Here is a 19,056-nt window from a genome sequence, read left to right on the forward strand (position 1 = left end):
GAAGCCACCTATACCTGAGCCACACCACGGTTCCCCCTCATCTCGGAGGTCTTCCATGTCGTTTTCCAGCCTGCCTGGGCGTTTGTCGTGAGCAAGGTCGTCCACGACTCCTGGGCCGCCGTCCGGAAGGCTGCGGACCTTCTGGCGGGTGCGGCCGTGACTGGGGTGCCCTGTTCCCCTGTCCGGAATCTGTTTTCGACGCCCGATGTCGAGATCGCGTATGCGGTGCAGCGGTTGAACACCGATCGCCGGGTGGCTGCGGGACATCGGCTGGTAGGGCGCAAGATCGGATTGACTTCCGAGGCCGTGCAGCGCCAACTCGGTGTCGATCAGCCCGACTTCGGTGCCCTGTTGTCCGACATGGCAGTGCCTGGGAACGGCGTCGTGCCCTGCGGCCGGCTGCTGCAGCCCAAGGTGGAGGCGGAGGTCGCGCTCGTCCTGAACGCCGATCTACCGAATGTCCGGTGCACGATCGAGGACGTCATGGCAGCCACCGATTTCGCTGTCCCGGCGCTCGAGATAGTGGACAGCCGAATCACCGGCTGGGACATCACCCTCGTCGACACCGTCGCGGACAACGCGTCCTCCGGCCTCTACGTTCTCGGGGAGCAAGGTGTGCCCCTCGACGAGGTCGATCTGAGCACGGTCCGGATGAGCATGTCCCGCAACCTCGACGTGGTCTCCCGGGGCAGTGGCACCGACTGCCTCGGCAGCCCGCTGAACGCCGCCCTGTGGCTGGCCCGCACCCTGGCCGACCTGGGTGATCCGCTGAAAGCAGGGGATGTCGTCCTGACCGGCGCGTTGGGGCCGATGGCCGCCGCCGCACCGGGAGACACCTTCGCTGCCTCGATCTCCGGGCTGGGCAACGTATCCGTCCGGTTCGCCCCGGAATCCGCCGGCAAGGGAGAGACCAGTGAGTGACCGCGCCAAGGTGGCCGTCATCGGGTCGGGCAACATCGGTACCGATCTGATGATCAAGATTCTGCGACGGTCGGAGCGCCTGGCGATCGCGGCGATGGTGGGCATCGACCCGGACTCCGACGGCCTGGCCCGGGCACGGCGCCTGAAGGTCGCCACCACGCACGAGGGTATCGACGGCCTCGTCGGAATGGACGAGTTCGCCGACGTGGAGTACGTCTTCGACGCGACGTCCGCCGGTGCGCACCGGCGCCACGACAAGGTGCTACGCGGCCTGGGCCGGACGGTTGTCGACCTGACTCCGGCGGCAGTGGGTCCCTATGTGGTGCCGCCGGTCAACCTCGACCAGCACCTCGACGCGCCCAACGTCAACATGGTCACCTGCGGAGGCCAGGCCACGATTCCCATCGTGGCCGCGGTGGGCGCTGTCACGCCCGTGCACTACGGCGAGATCATCGCGTCCATCTCGTCACGCTCCGCCGGCCCCGGCACCCGGGCCAACATCGACGAGTTCACCGAAACCACGTCCGCTGCCATCGAGAGGGTCGGCGGCGCGACGCGGGGCAAGGCGATCATCATCCTCAATCCGGCCGAGCCTCCGCTGATCATGCGTGACACGGTGCACTGCCTGGTCTCGGTCGCCGACACAGAGGCCATCACGGCGTCGGTGGAAGCCATGGTCGGCCGGGTTCAGGCGTACGTGCCCGGCTACCGGCTCAAGCACAAGGTCCAGTTCGAGACCGTCACCAGCGACGATCCGGCGCGCACCCTGCTGCCAAGGGACGTGGCCGGCACCGCGACCAAGGTGTCCGTCTTCCTCGAGGTCGAGGGCGCGGCGCACTACCTGCCCGCCTATGCCGGGAACCTCGACATCATGACTTCCGCAGCCCTGCGCACTGCCGAGCGCATCGCCGCCCACCGCGCCGAGGAGCCCACCCGATGACCAGCAGTCTGTACATGCAGGACGTGACTCTTCGGGATGGCATGCATGCCGTCCGCCACCGGTACACCGTAGGACAGGCGCGGGCGATCGCCGGCGCATTGGACGCGGCGGGCGTCGCAGCGATCGAGATCGCCCATGGTGACGGCCTATCCGGCTCGTCCATCAACTACGGTGTCGGAGCGCACACCGACTGGGAGTGGATCGAGGCGGTCTGCGACGTCACCGTGCAGGCCGTCCCGACCACCTTGCTGCTGCCGGGCATCGGTACGACGCACGACCTGCGGCAGGCGCACCGACTGGGCATCCGTTCGGTGCGGGTTGCCACACACTGCACCGAGGCGGACATCTCCGCCCAACACATCGCTGCCGCGCGGGAACTCGGCATGGACGTAGCGGGCTTTCTCATGATGTCCCACATGGCCGAACCCTCCGAACTCGCGCGCCAAGCCAAGCTGATGGAGTCCTACGGCGCCAACTGCGTCTACATCACCGACTCCGGCGGCCGCCTGACCATGGATGCCGTCCGGGACCGCTTCCGCGCCTACCGCGAGGTCCTCGACCCCGCCACCGAGATGGGCATCCACGCCCACCACAACCTCGCTCTCGGAGTCGCCAACAGCGTCGTCGCCGTCGAGAACGGCGCCGTCCGCGTCGACGCCTCCCTCGCCGGGCAGGGTGCCGGAGCAGGCAACTGCCCTCTGGAGGCATTCGTGGCCGTGGCCGATCTCATGGGCTGGGACCACGCGTGCGACCTGTTCCCGCTCATGGACGCCGCCGACGACCTCGTCCGGCCGCTCCAGGACCGGGAGGTTCGTGTGGACCGCGAGACCCTCAGCCTCGGCTACGCCGGCGTGTACTCCAGTTTCCTCCGCCATGCCGAGGCGGCCGCAGTACGCCACGGTCTCGACACACGAGCGATCCTTGTGGAGGTGGGCCGCCGCGGCATGGTCGGCGGCCAGGAGGACATGATCACCGACATCGCACTCGACCTTGCCGCCGCGGCCACCGGCTACCGGTAGTTCCACAATCCCGGCGATGGTGTGGGTCGCAGGCAGGACGGTCGGTCGTAGGGCGGTGGCAGGAGTCGACTGCCGTTGCGGAGGCCGAAGATGAGTACCGGCCGCCCGTTCCGCCCGCGCCGGGACCGTGACCGGGGTACTCGGCCCGGTTCGATGACCATGTCGTCAGCCCGGCTCGGCGGCGTGGGGTTCGTGAGTCGGTGGCCGGGCGCGGGGGCCAGGCCGAGTTCTCGGGCGGGGCGTGGTGCACCGCGCCGGGCGGCTGGCGACGGCCTGCCCACTTTGACGGAGAGGGGCAGCGTCGGCGCGGGCATCGACACACTCGCCCGCACCGCCGCCGCAAGGCAGGCCCCCAGCAGGCACTTGCACTTGGGCCATCACGTGTGCCACGCGCCGGTGCGGCGCTCCGGGCCCTCGGCGAACGCGCCGCCGAGCCCACACCAACGCCGGCGGAGCCCGCCGTACGTCACTCCCGGCCCCGGCGGCATCGCGCACGCCGCGCTCGTCCGGGACCACCCGGAAAATGATGACCATTGAGAAGACTTCGGTCAAAGGGTGCGTCGGATTCGTCGGAGGCGTTCCCGACGCGATCGGGAGTCTTCAGCTTCCGCCCTGGCCAAGCGCCCGATTCATGTGGTCGATGGCCCCGAGGATGTGGTTTCGCGTCAAAGCACCGAGCCGTTCGGGATCTCTCGCGGTCAAGGCGTCGACCATTTGCTGATGCTGCTGGATGCTCTCCGCGTGGGGTCTCCAGACCACCTGCGGGCCTCGACTGGGCAGAACGTTCCAGGTCTGCCTGATCAGTGACGTCAAGTGATCGCAGTGGCTGCTGAGGAACACCTGCTCATGGAATTCCCGATTCAATCGGACCACGTCGGGATCATCCGATTTCAAACCCTTCATATGCTCGTTCAGTTCCACCACCCTCGCGAGCTCTTCGTCGGTGATCCGCGCGCAGGCGAGCTCCGCCGCGTAGCCCTCGAGTGCAGCCCTGATGCCATAGATCTCGGCCTTGTTCTCCGCTGCCGGCTTGACCACGCTCGCCCCTCGATGGGCATGCACCACGAGCAGCCCCTCGGCCTCGAGCCGGCTCAGCGCCTCCCGGACCGGCGTCGCGCTCACCTCGAACCGTTCGGCCAGGTCGCGTTGCCGCAGCACATCGCCCGGCCGGATCTCGCCGGACCGCACGAGCTCACGGATGGAGTCCGCCACCAGGTCCGCCTTAGTCTTGTAGGTGAACAAGGGGGTCACCGCCATCTCTCGTCGATATTTGGTATATCATGCTTGACAGACAATACACCGACCCTTACGGTCGCCGCAACGACGCAGGCAATCCGTGTCGTAGCGGCCCGAACCGGTGTGTTGCCGCGCTCCATGGAGTGAGAGGACCTTCAAAGTGTTCTTGGACGCGACACAATGGCAGAACAAGATCTTTCTCGATGGGACATGGGTGCCCGGCTCCGGTGGCACCACCGACGTGGTCGAGCCCGCAACCGGTGCGGTCCTCGGCCGGATCGGTCTGGCCGACGCCAGCGACCTCGCCCGGGCAGCGAAGAGCGCCGCGGCCGCGCAGCTCGAGTGGGCCGCCACTTCCCACGTGGAGCGGGCGGCGGTGCTGCGCCGTGCGGCCGCGCTCTGGGTCGAGCACGCCGACGAGGTCTCCTGGTGGAACATCCGTGAGGTGGGGGCCGTACCCGCGATGGCCGAGTTCGCCTTGCACGTCGGCGAGCAGGAGTGCTACGAAGCCGCCGCACTGCCCGGCCATCCGCACGGCGCGCTGATTCCCAGCGAGCAGCCCCGGCTGTCGATGACCCGCAGGGTTCCGGTGGGTGTGGTCGGGGTGATCTCGCCGTTCAACGTGCCGATCATTCTCGGGGTGAGGGCGGTCGCACCCGCGCTGGCGCTCGGCAACGCCGTCATCCTCAAGCCCGACCCGCGAACAGCGGTGACCGGTGGTGTCACCATCGCCCGGATCTTCGAGGAGGCGGGGCTGCCCGCCGGCGTGCTGCAGATGCTGCCGGGTGGGGCCGGCGTCGGCGAGGCAATGGTGACCCACCCTCTGGTCCGGGTCATCGCCTTCACCGGTTCCACCGAGGCCGGACGCCGGGTCGGCGAGCTGGCGGGCAGGCACCTCAAGCGCGCGCACCTGGAGCTCGGCGGAAACTCCGCGTTGATCGTCCTCGACGACGCCGACCTCGACCGGGCCGTCAACCTGGCCGCCTGGGGCAGCTACCTCCACCAGGGCCAGATCTGCATGACCACCGGCCGCCATCTGGTCCACGAACGGCTCCACGACGACTTCGTGGAGCGGCTCGCGGCCAAGGCCGCCGGGCTTGCGGTCGGTGACCCGGCCCGCGACAAGGTCGCCCTCGGGCCGCTGATCGATGCCGCGCAGCGCGACAGGGTCCACGCCGTCGTCACCGCCAGTACCGATCACGGAGCGCGCATAGCGGCCGGCGGCCGCTTCGACGGACTGTTCTACGCCCCGACCGTCCTCGCGGACGTCTCGGCGGACACTCCCGCGTTCGCGCGGGAGATTTTCGGACCGGTCGCCCCGGTGGCCCGGTTCTCCAACGTCGAGGAAGCCGTCCGCCTGGCCACCGCGACCGAGTACGGGCTGTCGCTCGGCATCGTCACCCGGGACGTCATGAAGGGTCTCGCGCTCGCCGACCGCGTGTCGACCGGCATCGTGCACATCAACGATCAGACCGTCAGCGACGAGGCCAACGTGCCCTTCGGCGGTGTCGGAGCCTCCGGCACCGGTGGCCGGTTCGGCAGCGCGGAGGCCAATATCGAGGCCTTCACCGAAACCCGGTGGGTGACCGTGCGCGGCCAGGCCCCCACCTATCCCTTCTGACCGGCCGGCGGGAACACCCGCGGAGATCACCGCGGCCGGACGGTGTTGCGGTGACCGGCTCCAGGCAGGCCCCGTGACGGGCTGAAGCACTTCTCCATCGCCGGCGACGAGTCCGGCCGTGTCAACAATTTGGTATATCAAATATCAGGAGGATCAATGAGACCCAGACGCTTGGTCACCCCGCTGGCCGTGGCCGTGGCGCTCGTCGTCAGCGGATGCGGCGGGACCGAATCCGCTTCCGAAAGCGGCGGGGGGAAGAAGGAGAACGTCACCTACCTCACGTCCTTCGGCACGTTCGGCCGCGAGGCCTACGCCTACGTCGCGCTGGAGAAGGGGTACTTCGACGAGGCCGGATTCGACGTCACCATCGCCGTGGGCAGCGGCACGGTCGACGACATGAAGATGGTCGCCGGCGGGCGGGCGGACTACAGCGTCGGCGATTTCACCACCTACGCGATCACCTCCGCCAAGGAGCGGTTCCCGCTCACCGTGGTCGGAGCGATCCACCAGCGGTCACTGGCCGGGATCATGGCCCTGGAGGGCAGCGGCATCGGCAAGCCGGGTGATCTGGTCGGGAAGAAGATCGCCGATCAGCCCGGGTCGACGAACCAGGTCATGTTTCCCGTCTATGCCAAGGCTGCGGGCATCCCCGCCGACAAGGTCGAGTTCGTGCCGTCGGCGCCGGCGGCACTGCCGCAACTGCTCGTGTCCGGCCAGGTCGACGGGATCGGCCAGTTCGCGGTCGGCAAGCCCCTGATCGAGAAGGCCACCAAGGGCAAGAAGGTGGTCGTGTTGCGGTACGGCGATCTGCTGCCCGACCTGTACAGCAACACCCTCTTCACCCGCAAGGACATCGCGGACAAGCACCCGGACCAGGTGAAGAAGTTCAGCGCCGCCCTGCTCAAGGGCCTGGCCGATGCCGTCGCCGACCCGGAGGCCGCCGCGCGGACCCTCAAGAAGTACAACCCCACACAGGACGTCGAGGTCGCCGCCGCGGAGTTGAGGCTGATGGCGGACTACGTGAAGCCGCCGGGCTTCACCGAGCCTCTGGGCTCGATGGACCGCAATCGCGTGTCGACGATCGTGCGCATCCTGGAGGACTCGACGGCGATCAAGAAGGACGCGTTCGGCATCAACGACTACGTCTCCTTCGATCTGCTGCCAAGGGGGTCGGCCTCGTGATCCGGGTGGAGAACGTCACCCAGGTCTTCGCGTCGCGCGGTGGGTCGGTGCACGCGCTCGACGGCATCGACCTGCACGTCCGGGAAAGGGAGTTCGTCACGTTGATCGGCCGCTCGGGTTGCGGCAAGTCGACGTTGCTGCGGCTGATGGCCGGACTGCTGACGCCGACACAGGGCAGGGTGCAGGTGGCGGGGGAGCTCGTCACCGCGCCACGACCCGACGTCTCGGTGATGTTCCAGCGCCCAGCCCTGCTCCCGTGGCGCTCGGTGGTGTCCAACGTGATGCTGCCGGTCGAGATCTGCGGCGGTGACAAGAAGCAGCACCGCGACCGGGCACACGAACTGCTCGAACTCGTGGGCCTGACCGGGTTCGCGAACAAGTACCCGCACGAGCTGTCGGGCGGCATGCAGCAACGGGTCTCGCTGTGCCGCTCGCTCGTCACACGGCCAAAGGTCATGCTGATGGACGAGCCCTTCTCCGCGCTCGACGCGCTGACCAGGACCGAGATGTCGGAGGAATTGCAGCGGATCCAGATGGAGCTGGCGACCACCATCGTCTTCGTCACGCACTCCATCGAGGAGGCCATCGTGCTGGCCGACCGGGTCGTGGTGCTCAGTCCGCACCCCGGCCGGCTGCGGGAGACCGTGGAGATCGAGATCCCGCGGCCGCGCACCCTCGGCCTGGACACCCACGCGGCGGACGTGGCCCGGCTCAGCAGCCGGCTGCACGCACTGCTGGCCGCACCGCCGCGCGCGACCACCGACCTCAGGATGGTGAACCAGTGAGCCTGACCGCTCCCCGGGCCGCACGGAACGGCTCGCTGTTCGTGACGATCGCCGCGCCCACCCTCAGCATGTTCGGGGTGATCGGCCTGTGGTGGCTGGCCACCATCGTCTTCGAGATCGATGCGTTCCTGCTGCCAAGCCCGAAGGACGTCGTCGAGGCCTTCCTCCGGCAGCCGGCCTACCTGCTCGACCAGACCTGGGTCACCGTGACGGAGACGGTCGAGGGGTTCCTGCTGGCAATCGTGGCCGGCGTACCGATCGCGTTGCTGATCGCGAGCTCGGAATTGCTGGAACGGATGATCTACCCACTGCTCGTGGCGGTGCAGGCGATTCCCAAGATCGCGGTGGCGCCGATCCTGGTGGTGTGGATGGGTTTCGGTTCGACACCAAAGGTCGCGATGGTCTTTCTGGTCTGCTTCTTCCCCGTGGTGATCTCCACCGCATCCGGGATGAAGTCGACGCCGAGCGAGCTGGCCGAGCTGCTCCGCTCGCTGAACGCCGGCCGCACGCAGGACTTCCTCAAACTGCGCGTCCCGTACGCGCTGCCGCAGATCTTCGTCGGCCTGAAAGTGGCGATCTCACTTGCCGTCATCGGCTCGGTGATCGCCGAGTTCGTCGGTGCGAGCGCGGGCCTGGGCTTCGTGATCGTGCAGTCCGGCGCCAGTGCCGACACCGCGCTCGCCTTCGCCGCGATGGCCCTGCTGAGCCTGGTCAGCATCGTGCTGTACTACGCGCTGGTCCTGCTCGAGAAGCGGCTCCTGCCCTGGGCGGAGGAGAACCGATGACGGGCCGGCCACCCGGCCGGCCACCGGGTGCGCGCCCCGGCGGACCGGGCCTGCGGGAACCCGCACAACGCCGGTCCAACGGCCGGATCCCCCGGCACGGTGCCCATGCCGGTCTCCGGCGCCCGTGGCCCGGCCTCGCCGCAGACCGTGGCCGGCCCGCCGGCCGGCACTCCACGCCGACAGCTTGCCGGCCCCGCGCACAAGCCGCTCCAGCCGCTCCAGCCGCTGGAGCGGTACCACCGCATAACCGGCCGTACCCCCTCTCGACTCCACAACGCAGCGACGGAGGATCACCACGATGAGAGCAGCGGTACTCCACACGCTCGGCGGCCCGCCGGAATACGGCGAGTTCACCGAGCCCACGTCGGCACCGGACCACACGATCGTCCAGGTGACGGCGGCAGGCGTCCACCACTACGTCCTCCACGTGGCGTCCGGCTCCTTCTACACCGGGCCTCCGAAGCTGCCCTCGGTTCCCGGCAGCGACGGCGTCGGCCGGCTCCCCGACGGCCGGCGCGTGTACTTCGACACCACTCGCGCGCCGTTCGGATCCTGGGCGGAGTACGCATCGGTCCCCGAGGCCGCCTGCCTTCCGGTCGCCGAGGGCATCGACGACGCAACGGTCGCCGCGCTGGGCAACACCGGCCTTGCCGCCTGGACCGCCCTCCAGTGGAGGGCGGGGCTCCAGCCGGACGAGACCGTGCTCGTCCTCGGAGCCACCGGATCCCTCGGGCGGATCGCCGTCCAGGCGGCCAAGGCACTGGGCGCCGGCCGTGTGGTCGCCGCCGATCTCGACAGCGACCGGCTGCGCGCCCTGACGACGCAAGGGGCGGACGCGGTCGTCGCGATCGACGGTCGCGACGACCTGGCCGAGCGATTGCGCGATGCCGCGGAGGGCGGCGCCGATGTGACCATCGACCCCCTGTGGGGTGCCCCCGCGCTCGCCGCGATGCAGGCCGCGGCGCCGCACGGCGCACGCCACATCCAGCTCGGCACCGCCGCGGGCGAGAGACTCGAGTTCACCGCGACCGCTCTCCGCTCGCACATGATCGATCTGCGCGGATTCGCCGTCTTCCGGTGCCCGATCGACGTGCGTCGGCATGCCTTCCGCGCGCTCACCCGGCACGTTGCCAACGGAGACATCGCCGTCGACCTCGAAATCGTGCCGCTGTCGGACGTCGCCACGGCCTGGCATCGGCAGCTGACCGGCGCCGGGACCAAACTCGTCCTCGACCCCACTACCGCCCCCCACCCTCCGCAACCCCGAGCGTGACCGCACACGGCGCCGAATCGGCGAGGCCCGCCACACCGGCGCCAGACGACGTGATCATCGACACGGTGATCCGCCTGCCGTCACACGCCGCCGGGAAACAGACGCTGACACGAAGGCCCGAACGATCGACCGCGCCGAGGCCGAACGCCACGACGACGGCCGGAGCACCGACAACCGAGATGCACGACGCACTGTCGCGGCGCAAGGCCGAAGCCGGGAAGGCGATGCGGCCTCCATCAGACCCCGAAGAAAGAACTCCGCCGGGTTCAACGATCGCGCCGTGTTTCGTCCCCTTCGGAGCCCGATGCCACTCACCGAGGTCGGCATCGTCGCGGGCCTCATCCACCGGGCGGACATCTCGCCCTAAACGACCTCGGTGGCGGCGCTCGAATCACCGTCCGAGCGTTCGACGGCCGGCGATGTCACCTCATGCCGAGCAACACGAGTCCAGGAGGAAACCAGTGGACGACCGACCCGACACCATCAACGACTACCGGGCGACGTACGAGAGGATGCTCGGATTCGTCCCGCCGCGGGTGCAGTCGCGCTTCGATACGTCGTCCAAGGCCAATCCGGAGGTCTTGCTCGCCCAGGAACGCCTGCGCAACCTGATCATGTACCCCACCGCGTTGGACCAGAAGACCGTCCAACTGGTGCTGTTCGGCATCCTCCACGCCAGGCTGAGCGACGCCGCCAAGCTGCACGGCCTCGCCGCGCTCCGCGCCGGCGCCGGCTGGGACGAACTGCGCGCCGTCATCGACCTGGCATTCCTGTTCACCGGGATGTCCGCTGCCAACCGCGGACCGAACGTCCTTGAAGAGATCGCGGAACTGGAGAAGAAGAGCCATGGATGAACCGCTGTACGAACTGGCCCACCTGGGCCACGCCGAACTGCTCACCCCCGTGTACGAGGAGAGTCTGGCGTTCTTCGTCGACGTCTACGGGCTGGACCTCGTGGCAGAGGCCGGCGGCAGCGCCTACCTGCGGGGGTGGAGTGACCACGACCTCACCACGCTGAAGCTGACCGCCGCCGACCAGGCCGGGCTCGGCCATGTCGGCTGGCGCACGGTCAGTCCCCAGGCACTGGATCGTCGGGTCGCGGCATTGGAAGAACGCGGCGCGGCCGGAAAATGGATCGACGGCGATGTGGGACACGGCAAGGCGTACCAATTTCGCGCGCCGAGCGGACAGCTGATGGAGCTCTACTACGAGGTCGAGAAGTACCGGGCGCCCGCCGGCAAAGCGTCGTATCTACTCAACCAACCGCAGTCCTCGGTCAGCCGGGGAGTCGGCGCCGCCCGCATCGACCACATCAACGTCCTGTCCCGGGACATCCCCGACTCGCGCAAGTTCATGTGCGACACACTCGGCTTCAAGCTCCGCGAACACCTCGTCCCACCGGGTCAACCCGAGGTCGGCGCCTGGCTGAGCCTGATGAACAAGGCCCACGACCTCGCCATCACCCGTGAACCCGCAGACACCACCGGTCGACTGCACCATCTCGCGTACGCGGTGGAGAACCGCTCGGACGTGCTCCGCGCCGCCGACGTGTTCTGCGAGCTGGGTACCCCGATCGAGTTCGGGCCTGCCAAGCATGCGAGGACCCAGGGCTTCTTCCTGTACGTCCTCGAACCCGGCGGCAACCGGATCGAGATCTTCTCCGGCGGAATCCACATCTACGCGCCCGACTGGGAACCGGTCACCTGGACCACCGAAGGCGACGGCCGATCCACCGGTTGGGGCCTGGCAGTGCCGGACAGCTTCCACACCCACGCCACCCCGACCCTGCCGTGACACGAGGAGCCGACGGCGCACCTGGTGACTCGGTTCGGTGCCGTCCGGGAGACGCTCACCCCCGGCCACCCGGCGTCTGATCCGGTCTCCTCCACCACGCCGAGACCCCTCACCCCGAGACACGGCATCGCGCGCCCCGCTCCTCGCGCCCGGTCGCGCCGCCTCGCCGATGGGCTGGAGGACACGATCGTCGACATCGCCCCCGACCTCGTCACCTTCGGGAGGTAGCGATCTCTGTCCTCCGGTCCCCTCCGGGACACGGGATCCACTCCGGCGCCCCGGGCACACCGCGTGCTCCTACCATGCCCGCGCCGCAGTCCAGCCCGGGGCCGTGCTTGAACTCGCAGGAAGGAAAACAGAAATGACACATTGGAACGAGCAGAGCGTTGCCGACGAGCTGTACCAAGCCGAAGCCGAGAGACGTGATCGGCGGCCCTTCACCGATGATTGGCCCGCCTTTGACGTCGAAACGGCGTATCGCGCCCAGACCCGACTCATACAAAAGAAGACCGGTACGGGACAGACCGTCACCGGCGTGAAACTCGGACTCACCTCCCTGGCCAAACAAGAACGCATGGGAATCGCGTCACCCATCACCGGCTGGATCACCGATCAAATGCAGCTCGCAGAAGACACTCCCATCCCCTTGGGCGACCTCATCCACCCCCGGATCGAACCAGAAATCGCATTCGTCATGGGGCGACGACTGGAGGGCCCCAACGTAACCGCAGAGACAGCTCTCTCCGCAGTGGAATCAGTCCGAGCCGCGTTCGAAGTCATCGACTCGCGCTATCAGGACTTCCGATTCGAGCTCCCCGACGTAATCGCCGACAACGCCTCGTCGTCACGGTTCTTCCTGGGCAGCCTCAGCCGTCATCCCGAGGACCTGGACCTGGCCGCCGAGGAGTGCGTTCTACGCATCGACGACCGCATCGTGGACTCGGCCACGGGATCAGCCGTTCAAGGACATCCGGCCGAGGCCCTGGCACAGGCCGTCAACTCGCTCGCAGAACGCGGGATCGCCCTCCAACCCGGGTGGATCGTCCTCACCGGCGGGTTGACGGACGCCGTCGTCGTCAACACCGGCGAACGAGTCACCGCAGAGTTCGCGAACCTGGGCTCGCTTACTGTCGTGGGGAAACTGCCTGACTGAAAAGCCGTCGTTTTGTACCGAACATGGGATCGGCTTATCGAACAGGCCTCCCCTCGGAGTGATTTCGCCGGAGTCGGCGCATGGAGGCCACTCAGGACCTTGAGCGGCAGATTGTGCGCGTGGAGTCGACGCGTCAGGCCCACGCGCACGGGGTCCCCACCGCCGCCGCCGTTCCGACCATGCCGGCCGGACGATCTCCCCCGGAGCCGGAATCGGCCCTGCCCGTACGGGAGTTCGCCACCGCGGCCATCTCCGTCCACGCATGGACTCCGCGCCTGGCCGAGAACCTCGGCCTCACGCTCGGGCGTTTGCACCGCGTCTCCGCTCAGCATTCGTCAACGCGACGGCCGATCCCTCGCGGCCACTGTGGTGGGACCGCGACCCCGGGCGCGCCCTGGTGATCGCGGATCGTGTCCTGCGCCGGATCGGCGACGGGTGATCAGGTTTGGGCATTTCACTCTTCCCTTTCCCGAGGGGCGATCCGTGCGGCGTCACAGCGGCCGGCAACGCGAAGACGACGGCGGACGGCTGTGCCCGGCCATGGGCGGCGCGTTCCGAGTGGGCGGGGCGTCGACCGCCTATCGGTCGATGGCCCACCCTCGGAATCCGGGCCGGGACCCGTGTCGCGGGAGCGGGTACGGCGTGTCCTGAGTGGCCTGTGATCCGTCGCGAGGGAAACTTGGGAGAGCGGGGCAGGGCGCGCAGTGTGCGTCGTACGAAGCCGCGAAGGGAACTCGCCCATGAGCAACCGTGACGGACCGTCGCAGGCAGGCGCGGGCGTCCCCTTCGACATGGCCGACATGGCGACCGTGCTGGTGGACGGGCCGGGGCTGGTGCTGGGTTGGAGCCGAAAGGCGGAACAGATACTCGGCTATCCCGCGGCGGAGGTGTTGAACCGGCCGATCGCCGCGTTCATCACCCTTCCGGATGGTGTGACGACCACCGGACCGGCGGACGGCACGGGCGGGACAGGAGATCGGGACGACGATCCCGTGCCCGGAACCTGGAGCGGGCGCGTTACGGCGCGTAAACGTGACACTCGACGAATGGAACTGGAGGTGAGGATCTGCCCGCTGGCCCACGCGGGCGACCGCGATCTGTGTCTGCTGTTTCTGATCGATCCACAGAGCACGCCGTGGTGGGGAGTCAGCCAATCGGTGCTGGAACGGTTCCTCACGCACTTGCCGTACGGGGTTGCCGTTCTGGACACGAACCTGCGGTACGTGTGGCTGAACGAAACCCTCGAACGCACGGCGGGCGTGCCAAGCGAGGAAAGACTCGGGCGACGGGTGTCGGACGTACTGCCGGGTATGGCCCCGGAGGCGATGGAGGCCCAGTTGCGGCACGCTCTGGAGACCGGTGAATCGGTGCTCGCATTCGAGCACCGCGGCCACGTACCGGCGCATCCGGATCGCGAACGGGTCTTTTCGACGTCGTTCTTCCGGCTCGACGACTCGGCGGGGCACGTGCTGGGTGTGGGCTACATGGGCGCGGACGTCACCGACAGCAAGCGCGCACAGGAGAGGTTGGCGCTGCTGACCGAGTCCGGAGCCCGGATCGGAAACAGCCTGGACATCGCCACAACCGCCGCGGAACTGGTCGAGACGGCCGTGCCCCGGTTCGCGGACTTCGCCTGCGTCGACCTCCTCGAGCCCGTCCTTGACGGCCGAGAGCCGGAAGAGGGGCCGACGCCCGACGTGGCGTCGTTGCGACGGGTGGCCCATCGGTCGCTTCGTGCGGGCTGCCCGGAGGCGGCCGTAGGCGTGGGCGAGCCGAGCCGGTACGTCGCTCGGTCGCCGATGGTCCGCTGCCTGATCGAGGGCAAGGCCGTCCTGCAGTCCTTCGGCGACGACGAAGCCGCGCATTGGCTCGCCGACGACGTGATCCGCGCCGATCGGGCCCGGGAGTTCGCTCCGCGGTCGCTGATCGTGGTGCCGCTACGGTCCCAGCGTCGCCCGCTGGGTGTGGCGCTGTTCGCCAGGTGGTGGCCGAACGAACGATTCGAGGAGGCGGATCTGCTGCTGGCCGAAGAATTCGTCTCCCGGGCAGCGGTGTCCCTGGACAACGCGCGCCGGTACACCCGCGAACACAACGCGGCACTCACCCTGCAACGCAGCCTCCTCCCGCACGCCCTGAAGGACACCCCCGCCCTCGAGGTCGCCTCCCGCTACCTGCCCGCCGACAACCGTGACGGCGTGGGCGGGGACTGGTACGACGTGATCCCGCTGTCCGGAACCCGCGTCGCCCTCGTGGTCGGCGACGTGGTCGGACACGGCATCAACGCCGCAGCCACCATGGGGAGGCTGCGCGCGGCGGTTCGCACCCTGGCGATGACGGATCCCGCCCCGAACGAGTTGCTCGCCCGTCTCGACGATCTGGTCCTTCACCTGATCGACGAAGGGCCCGCCGACGAGGACCGTGCGGCGACCACCGCGGTCCTGGGAGCCACGTGCCTGTACGCCGTCTACGACCCGATCACCGGCCGCTGCGCCATGGCCCGGGCCGGCCACCCGGCGCCCGCCGTCGGCACGCCCGACGGCGGGGTCGACTTCGTGGACCTCGCGGGTGGCCCGCCCCTCGGCCTGGGCTCGTTTCCCTTCGAATCGACCGAGGTGGAACTCGCCGAGGACAGCCTGCTCGCCCTCTTCACCGACGGCCTGGTCGAGAGCCCGACGGAGGACGTCGACGTCGGGTTGCTGCGCCTTCGACGGGCCCTGACCTGCCGGGACCGGTCGTTGGACGAGATCTGCGCCCGGGTGATGGCCTCGGTGCCCGCCCGCCCGCAGACGGACGACGTCGCCCTGCTGCTGGCCCGAGTCCACCGCCTGCCCGCGGACAGCGTCGTGTCGTGGGACGTGCCGACGGATCCGGCAGCGGTTTCCGGCGCCCGCGACCTGGCGACCGGCGCTCTCGAACGGTGGGGGTTGGGCGATCTGGCGTTCACCACGGAGTTGGTGGTCAGCGAGCTGGTCACCAACGCGATCCGGTACGCGGCGGGTCCCGTCCGACTACGGCTGATCAAGGATTCCGTATTGACTTGCGAGGTTTCCGACGCCAGCAGCACCTCGCCGCATCTGCGTCACGCCCGGACGACGGACGAGGGTGGCCGAGGACTGTTCATCGTCGCGCAACTGACTCGCCGGTGGGGCACCCGCTACACGGCGGACGGCAAGGTCATCTGGGCGGAGCAGGTCTACCCACCGCAGGTTTGACGCATCACTCGGGCGAAGATCAAGGAGATGATTGAGCTTGCTCCGCTTTGACGGACACCGTCGTTGTGGTGGTCAGGCCGCGAGTGCGGGTAGCCGAGGCTGCTGTGCAGCCTGCGTAGGTTGTACCAGGCTTCGACCTCGATGTACTCGAAGACCTCGGCGCGTGCGGCGGCCGGGTCGGCCAGGGCCGGCCCGCTCCCAGGTCGCTCTTGCTGGTGGTGTGGAATCCGGGCGAGTGGGACGTCATCTCCTCGCACGGGTCCCCCGACGAGACGGCGGCAGTGGCACGGGCGGCGGAACGGGTCGCGGCCGACGTGGCCGCGGGCGGTGGATCGTGGCCGCCAGCCCGGACAACGACGGCGACGGTGTGCTGCGGCTGGCCGGGCGGGACGAGCGGGTGCGCGCGGCGACGACCCGAACCGCTGGTGCTCTGACCGCGTAGGTTCGCCGGGTGGGGCGGCGTCTGGGGCTGGAGGTGTCGAGCTGCGGCTGTCCTACTGCTCGATGGGGGTGTTCTCCACCGCTCACCCGCGGAAGAGGGCAAGTGCCTCAGTGAGGTTGCCTGGTCCGCATGCGGCATGGAAGGTCATGTCAGAGGTCCGGCCATGACCCAGTCGTCCTTGCTGCGTTTGAGGTCCTGGCGCAGGAAGTCGTGCCCTTCGAGGTCGGTGTCCTGCAGGTCGATGCGGACTGACCAACCGGGGTTGTCGAGCGTGTCGATCTTGACGCCCCACTCGTGCTCCCAGTCCTCATTGCACTGTGAGGAGTACCAACCCTGCAGCCAGTCCAAGACGTGCTCGGCTTCGTTCATGGCACGAGATGCTAGGTCAGCCGCGAGTCCGGGACCGGACGCGGCTGATTCAACTTGCCCGGGGAGTCGCGATGCCCGAGCCCGTACGCGTGCGAAGACCGACCGATCAGGAGGGGCAGCGGTTGCAGCGGATCGTGGGGCGGAGCAGCACCGACTCGGTGCGCTACGGGCGCGTGATGATGCTGCTGGCTTCGGCCAGCGGGAAGCGCGTGCCAGTCATCGCCCGGCTCGTGCAGGCGGACGAGGACACGGTGCGCGACGTCATCCACCGCTTCAACCAGATCGGCCCGGCCACGCTGGACCCTCAGTGAGCGGGAGGCTGTCCCCGCCTGCTCGGTCCTGACGACGAGGACTTCGTCGTCGCGACGGCCACCATCCGCCCGATCAAGCTCGGCCGGCCCTTCGCTCGCCGGTCCCTGCGCAAACTCGCCGCCTACCTGTGCAAGGTCCATGGCCGGGTCATCCGCATCGGCCGCGAGGCCCTGCGCTGCCGGCTCGCCCGACGCGGCGTCATCTTCTGTTCGTCGGCCGGCGCCCGGGATCGAGCGGTCTCGCGAAGTTGTCTATGATCCGCGGGTGTCGGTTGAGCCGGGGGCGGGGTGGAGGCGGGTCGAGGGTTACGCGGTTGGTCCGCAAAGGTCGTGGGTACCGGAGGAGATGCTTCCCGAGGAGGCCCGGCTGTTCCGGCGGGTGATCGTGGACCGCTTTCCCGGTGGAGTGGTGCCCGGTCACGCACAGATGTTCTTCGACCGATCCTTCATGGAGCCCGACCCTCCGCACTACTTCAGCTTTTGGAGCGACTTCTACAACGACATCCTCCATCAGGGCAGTTGCATGCCCGGCACCGCGGACGCCGTCCCGTTGCCGGTCGCGTGGGCCGTCGACGACCGGATACCGGCTCCGAGGCGACTGGATCTCGTCGATTTCCTCGCGCGCATCGCCACGGTGTCGCAACGCGACGCCGCCCGGGGCACGATCCCCCAGCACCTCCGGGACGAGGCCCGCGCACGCCTCGCCGTGCACGACCACGCGCCGCAACTTCTGGTGCGATGGGGCAGGGAGTGCGTCGCGCTGCGCATCGGCCTCGCGGCCCTCGCGGCGATCCTGCCCCACGTCGCCGCGACCACCGGAATCGTCCCGCGCATCCGCGAACTCGCCGCCGGATATCGGGAAGGAACAGCCACCGCAGGGTTCCTCGACTTCGCCGCGCAACTCGCGACCGGCCCCGCCGAGGCGGTCCTCACCAAAGTCGAAGAACTCACCGCGCCCACGGCGGACACCCCCTGGCATCGGGCGAACGTCGACGCCTCGGTCTTCGACCAGGGCGTCGACCTCGTGATGCACATGTTCGAAGCTCAACGCCTGAGCCTCCACCGCCACCGGCCAACAGGCCCGCCCTGAACTGCGTCATTGTCGAGAATTCCCCCCTCCCGATACGGGAGTTGCCGGAATGCAAGTAGCTCGAGCGCGCGTTCACGGCCGGGACAGCCGGTCTCACGACTGGTGGTGACGTTGGGCGTGCTCGCCCGAGTCGTTGCTCATCTCTTCGTAGCAGTGGGTGCCGCACGCGAGACCGAAGTCGGCCGCCATCCAGTCGAACTGCAGGAACTCGTCCTCGTCCAGTGCCCGGACGTGACCAGGCGGTTCACGACCTCGCGCAGCTGGGCGGCGGTCACGAGCGTGGCGTCGTCCGCGGGCCCCAGGCGCACGGCGTCCAGCAGCTGGCACCAGGAGGTGCGGCCGGGCTCCAGCGCGGCGACGAAGGAGTACGGCCAGCCCGGGATGAGCTGGTCTGCGCTGCGGTCGCCGCGTCCGTAGACGTGGCAGAACAGCCGGTCGTCGCTGGTGGGAGCGTCGGGGCGGAGCCAGTTGCTGACGTCCACGGCCGGTACGATCCGCCCCTCGGCCGTCTTCGGCAACGGTAGGTCTGCCAGGGCACGACGCAGACGCGTCGGTTCGATCCAGCCCCGGTCCAACGCCGAGTACAAGGCGCCGTGCCCGCGCCGGTGCTCGACCGCCAGCGACAACTCGACCAGGGTGTTCACCGGCCCGTCCGCACACAGCACGGAGTCGGTGAGCTCGAAGAGCGTGTCGGCGCGAGCGTAGAGGCTCTCGTAGAACTCGACCCGAAAGCGGGACAGCAAGCCCAATGCCGCGCCTGCGAGCACGTTGACGGGCAGACTCATGAACAGCGGCCGTTCTCTCGCACTTCGTTACTCGACATCTCGAAGCGTGGAGAACGGCCGCGTCACATGCTGTCGGTTCCCGGGGATCTCAGCAGGTCGAGTGACCAGCGACGTTAAACGTCAAGCTGAGGCACGGAG

Annotated in this window: 15 protein-coding genes and 2 pseudogenes; 14 read left to right on the forward strand and 3 right to left on the reverse strand. The window is 68.6% G+C overall.

The genetic code is table 11. From position 1 onward, the window contains the following. Positions 1-87: 87 nt before the first annotated feature. The 3 genes from OG948_RS35570 to dmpG are packed head-to-tail and all read left to right on the forward strand — an operon-like array spanning position 88 to position 2,880. A complete protein-coding gene (locus OG948_RS35570; protein WP_331769121.1) occupies positions 88-921 on the forward strand; it encodes a fumarylacetoacetate hydrolase family protein in 834 nt (277 codons plus the stop codon). Continuing rightward, on the forward strand, positions 914-1,861 hold the full coding sequence (locus tag OG948_RS35575; RefSeq protein WP_331769122.1) for an acetaldehyde dehydrogenase (acetylating): 948 nt from the start codon (positions 914-916) through the stop codon (positions 1,859-1,861). Before OG948_RS35570 ends, OG948_RS35575 begins: the two co-directional genes overlap by 8 nt. Next, complete coding sequence (gene dmpG / locus OG948_RS35580) at positions 1,858-2,880, forward strand: 4-hydroxy-2-oxovalerate aldolase (protein ID WP_331769123.1); 1,023 nt, start codon at positions 1,858-1,860, stop codon at positions 2,878-2,880. Before OG948_RS35575 ends, dmpG begins: the two co-directional genes overlap by 4 nt. 600 nt (positions 2,881-3,480) lie before the next feature. Here the strand turns inward: dmpG and OG948_RS35585 are convergent. Further along, entirely contained in the window at positions 3,481-4,137 is a 657-nt protein-coding gene (locus OG948_RS35585) for a GntR family transcriptional regulator (RefSeq protein WP_406300446.1), read from the reverse strand. A gap of 139 nt (positions 4,138-4,276) precedes the next feature. On the opposite strand from OG948_RS35585, the gene OG948_RS35590 reads away from it, so the two are divergent. The 9 genes from OG948_RS35590 (at position 4,277) to OG948_RS35630 (ending at position 15,921) form a co-directional block, all read left to right on the forward strand. Next, positions 4,277-5,737, forward strand: coding sequence for an aldehyde dehydrogenase family protein (locus OG948_RS35590; protein ID WP_331769125.1), 1,461 nt, complete (start codon positions 4,277-4,279; stop codon positions 5,735-5,737). Between the two features lie 156 nt (positions 5,738-5,893). Further along, positions 5,894-6,919, forward strand: coding sequence for an ABC transporter substrate-binding protein (locus OG948_RS35595; protein WP_331769126.1), 1,026 nt, complete (start codon positions 5,894-5,896; stop codon positions 6,917-6,919). Further along, on the forward strand, positions 6,916-7,704 hold the full coding sequence (locus OG948_RS35600) for an ABC transporter ATP-binding protein (RefSeq protein ID WP_331769127.1): 789 nt from the start codon (positions 6,916-6,918) through the stop codon (positions 7,702-7,704). The genes OG948_RS35595 and OG948_RS35600 overlap by 4 nt, the downstream gene beginning before the upstream one ends. After that, positions 7,701-8,489 carry an ABC transporter permease gene (locus tag OG948_RS35605; protein ID WP_331769128.1) on the forward strand — a complete coding sequence of 263 codons (789 nt, stop codon included), beginning with the start codon at positions 7,701-7,703 and terminating at the stop codon, positions 8,487-8,489. Before OG948_RS35600 ends, OG948_RS35605 begins: the two co-directional genes overlap by 4 nt. A 298-nt stretch (positions 8,490-8,787) precedes the next feature. Then, a complete protein-coding gene (locus OG948_RS35610; RefSeq protein ID WP_331769129.1) occupies positions 8,788-9,762 on the forward strand; it encodes a zinc-binding alcohol dehydrogenase family protein in 975 nt (324 codons plus the stop codon). A gap of 461 nt (positions 9,763-10,223) precedes the next feature. Beyond that, positions 10,224-10,616 (forward strand): carboxymuconolactone decarboxylase family protein, encoded by a 393-nt coding sequence (locus OG948_RS35615; RefSeq protein WP_331769130.1) that lies wholly within the window; start codon positions 10,224-10,226, stop codon positions 10,614-10,616. Beyond that, on the forward strand, positions 10,609-11,556 hold the full coding sequence (locus tag OG948_RS35620) for a VOC family protein (protein ID WP_331769131.1): 948 nt from the start codon (positions 10,609-10,611) through the stop codon (positions 11,554-11,556). Before OG948_RS35615 ends, OG948_RS35620 begins: the two co-directional genes overlap by 8 nt. A gap of 361 nt (positions 11,557-11,917) precedes the next feature. Continuing rightward, positions 11,918-12,709: a fumarylacetoacetate hydrolase family protein gene (locus OG948_RS35625; RefSeq protein WP_331769132.1), complete on the forward strand. Its 792-nt coding sequence runs from the start codon at positions 11,918-11,920 to the stop codon at positions 12,707-12,709. A 740-nt stretch (positions 12,710-13,449) separates the two neighbouring features. Continuing rightward, positions 13,450-15,921 (forward strand): SpoIIE family protein phosphatase, encoded by a 2,472-nt coding sequence (locus OG948_RS35630; protein ID WP_331769133.1) that lies wholly within the window; start codon positions 13,450-13,452, stop codon positions 15,919-15,921. 586 nt (positions 15,922-16,507) lie between these two features. Here the strand turns inward: OG948_RS35630 and OG948_RS35635 are convergent. Further along, complete coding sequence (locus tag OG948_RS35635; protein ID WP_331769134.1) at positions 16,508-16,732, reverse strand: Imm53 family immunity protein; 225 nt, start codon at positions 16,730-16,732, stop codon at positions 16,508-16,510. A gap of 71 nt (positions 16,733-16,803) precedes the next feature. Between OG948_RS35635 and OG948_RS35640 the strand changes: the two are divergent. Next, a pseudogene (locus OG948_RS35640) lies at positions 16,804-17,250 on the forward strand (transposase); the annotation flags it as partial. 139 nt (positions 17,251-17,389) lie between these two features. Further along, positions 17,390-18,133, forward strand: a complete 744-nt coding sequence (locus OG948_RS35645; protein ID WP_331769135.1) for a hypothetical protein — start codon at positions 17,390-17,392, stop codon at positions 18,131-18,133. Between the two features lie 218 nt (positions 18,134-18,351). On the opposite strand, the pseudogene OG948_RS35650 reads toward OG948_RS35645, so the two are convergent. Further along, a pseudogene (locus tag OG948_RS35650) lies at positions 18,352-18,918 on the reverse strand (transposase); the annotation flags it as partial. Positions 18,919-19,056: the final 138 nt, after the last annotated feature.

This window comes from Embleya sp. NBC_00888 (assembly GCF_045207655.1).
Taxonomy (GTDB): Bacteria; Actinomycetota; Actinomycetes; order Streptomycetales; family Streptomycetaceae; genus Embleya.